Here is a 3020-nt window from a genome sequence, read left to right as displayed (position 1 = left end):
ATCGATTAATTCCGCTTTGTCACTGAACCATATTTTTAAGTGTTTACCTGCAGAACTTGGTAATTCTGCCAATAGTTTGATTGGGTGAATGATTGTATTGACAGCTGTTTTGGTAGGTTTTGTATAATCTGTTCGAGCATCAACATATAGCAATATTACCGAAAGAAGAGTTGCCAAAACCATTTTGATGGTAATGATACTCTGATTCGGTAACCATTGTTTCTTTGGTGTTGATACAGTGCGCATTCAAGTTTATTCGAGTGCAAATGCATTTAAACCATAAAGACCTTGCATTTCTAGGGCTTTACCGCCACCACGAACAACACAGGTCAGAGGATCATCAGCAATAATTGCATCTAAACCTGTTTCTTCGGCAATCAGTTTGTCAATGTTACGTAATAAAGCGCCACCACCTGTAATGACAATGCCTCGTTCAGAAATATCTGCAGCTAACTCTGGTGGGGTTTGTTCAAGAGCAAGACGTACTGCACTTACAATCCCTTGTAATGGTTCCATTAAGGCTTCAAGAATTTCATTTGAGGTTAATGTGAATGTGCGAGGAATACCTTCGCTTAGGTTACGGCCACGGACTTGAGTTTCTAAAACTTCATTCAATGGATAAGCTGTGCCCACATCTTGTTTGATTCGTTCGGCAGTAGGTTCTCCAATTAGCATGCCATAATTACGGCGGACATATTGAATGATTGCTTCGTCAAAATGGTCACCACCAATGCGGATAGAGTTAGCATACACAATGCCTGTTAGTGAGATGACTGCAACTTCTGATGTACCGCCACCAATATCTAAGATCATTGATCCTGTGGCTTCATGAACAGGAATGCCAGCGCCTAGTGCAGCAGCCATTGGTTCAGGAATTAATTTAACTTCTAATGCTCCAGCCGTTTCAGTAGCTTCTTTAATTGCTCTTTTTTCTACATGTGTTGCACCTGAAGGTACGCAAACAATAATGCGTGGTGTCGGACGAACAAAAGCACGTTTTTGTAGGACTCGACCAATGAAGCTACCTAGCATATCTTCAGTTCTTTCAATATCAGCAATGACACCGTCTTTGAGTGGGCGATACGCTTCAATCCCATCTGGTGTTCTGCCTAGCATACGTTTTGCTTCATGACCAACAGCAGCAACTCTTTCACGGCCTGTTTTTTTGTCTTTTTCCATGGCAACAACAGATGGCTCATTTAAAACAATGCCTTGTCCGCGAACATATATAAGTGTGTTGGCGGTCCCTAAGTCGATTGAAAGGTCACATGAAAAAAGAGACTTTAGTCGTTTTGGTATCATAATTTAGTCCATCTGCCATATAGGTTAAAGTTAAGAGAGCCATTTTACATGGTTTTATGGGAATATAAACTATGTATGCTATAAAAAAAACTTACAATAGGGTAGTATACAATACATATATATGCATTATTTATGAAAATAAAGGTCGTTTATGAAAAAGAAAATGATTGCGGGTAATTGGAAAATGAATGGCGATGTAGCCACTGCTTTAGATATTATTGCAGGTATTACAGATGCAGCTAATCAATCTCAACATGATGTTGTGATTGCGCCGCCATTTGTTTATCTTTCTTTAGCTGCAGAAAAAATATTGAGTTCTAAAATTCAGTTAGGTGCACAAAACTTAGCTGATCAAGAGGTTGGTGCATATACTGGTGAAATTTCTGCGAAAATGTTAGCAGATGTAGGTTGTCAATATGTTTTGGTAGGGCATTCTGAACGTAGACAATTATATGGCGAAACAGACTTATTGGTAGCACAAAAAACTATTTTGGCGTTAGAGAATGGTTTAGTACCAATCTTATGTGTTGGTGAAACTTTAGAAGAAAGAGAAAGTAATCAATGGAAAGATGTAATTACAACACAGTTGCTTTCGGTGGTTGATCATTGTGGAATTGATGCGTTTAAAAATATAATCGTTGCATATGAGCCTGTTTGGGCGATTGGTACAGGGAAGTCTGCAAGTGCTGATATTGCGAATGAAGTGCATGAGTTTATTTACTATACATTAAGTTGCAAAAGTGATAATATTCGCCCTTCATTAAAAGTTCTTTATGGTGGAAGTGTCACTGCTGAAAATTCAGCACAGTATATGTCTCAGGAATATATTGATGGTGTTTTAGTAGGAGGGGCTTCTTTGAAACCGAGTGTGTTTTCGGAAATTATCCGGAGCGTAGAGTAAATTTGAAGGTCTAATATGGTATTAACAACAATCATTACAGTAATACATGTTCTGGTAGCGGTTGCTATTATTTGTTTGGTTTTGGTTCAGCATGGTAAAGGTGCTGATGCAGGTGCAGCATTTGGTAGTGGTGCGTCAGGAACAGTATTTGGTGCGGCAGGTAAAAGTAATTTTTTAGCTAAATTAACTAAGTGGATGGTTGTTGTGTTTTTTGTGACCAGTTTTTCAATGATGGTTTTATATGGAAAAGTTGCGACTAGTCATACAGAAAGTGTATTAGATGCACCTGCAACATCTTTAGTGCCAAATATTGACGAAGTTAAATAAGTCAGTACATAAAATGTGCAGACAAAAAAAATAATTAATATATACTGTTTGAGTTCATTGCCGGCGTGGTGGAATTGGTAGACACGCTACCTTGAGGTGGTAGTGCTGAAAGGCTTCCCGGTTCAAATCCGGGCGTCGGTACCATAATAATAAATATATGGATATATCCTTATGGCTTTAGATAATCGTAAAGAAGTCGACTACAATTGGGTAGGTCGAGACAAGCTGGGGAATCGTGTTGAAGGTACATTAAAAGGTTCCTCGCCGACAAAAATTAGGTCTTTGTTAAATGCTCAAGGTATTCAGCCGCTTAAAATAGTTAAAGCAAAAGTTAAAAAAGGCAAGGGCGGCAAAGTTAAACCTGAAGATATTATGTTATTCACTCGTCAGCTAGCGACTATGTTGCAAGCTGGTTTGCCTTTATCTGAAGCATTGGCAATGCAGGCGTCAGGTGCCTCTAAGATTGCATTAAGTGAATTATTGTATGCGG

General features: G+C 38.7%; 3 protein-coding genes, 1 tRNA gene and 2 pseudogenes. 4 read left to right on the top strand and 2 right to left on the bottom strand.

Annotation, left to right across the window (positions count from 1 at the left end; all coding sequences use genetic code 11):
- Positions 1-246, bottom strand: a pseudogene (locus tag BZK14_RS12160) (rod shape-determining protein MreC); the annotation flags it as partial.
- A gap of 6 nt (positions 247-252) precedes the next feature.
- A complete protein-coding gene (locus tag BZK14_RS12155) occupies positions 253-1302 on the bottom strand; it encodes a rod shape-determining protein (RefSeq protein WP_143691474.1) in 1050 nt (349 codons plus the stop codon).
- Between the two features lie 151 nt (positions 1303-1453).
- Between BZK14_RS12155 and tpiA the strand changes: the two genes are divergently transcribed.
- The 4 genes and pseudogenes from tpiA to BZK14_RS12135 all read left to right on the top strand — a co-directional run.
- A complete protein-coding gene (tpiA, locus tag BZK14_RS12150) occupies positions 1454-2203 on the top strand; it encodes a triose-phosphate isomerase (protein WP_077926734.1) in 750 nt (249 codons plus the stop codon).
- 15 nt (positions 2204-2218) lie between these two features.
- Positions 2219-2530 carry a preprotein translocase subunit SecG gene (gene secG / locus BZK14_RS12145; protein WP_077926733.1) on the top strand — a complete coding sequence of 104 codons (312 nt, stop codon included), beginning with the start codon at positions 2219-2221 and terminating at the stop codon, positions 2528-2530.
- Between the two features lie 59 nt (positions 2531-2589).
- Positions 2590-2674 (top strand) — tRNA-Leu (locus BZK14_RS12140).
- 27 nt (positions 2675-2701) lie between these two features.
- Positions 2702-3020, top strand: a pseudogene (locus tag BZK14_RS12135) (type II secretion system F family protein); the annotation flags it as partial.

Origin of the sequence: Wohlfahrtiimonas larvae, assembly GCF_002006755.1 — a bacterium.
GTDB classification, from domain to species: domain Bacteria; phylum Pseudomonadota; class Gammaproteobacteria; order Cardiobacteriales; family Wohlfahrtiimonadaceae; genus Wohlfahrtiimonas; species Wohlfahrtiimonas larvae.
This window is presented reverse-complemented; position numbering and strand designations above follow the sequence as displayed.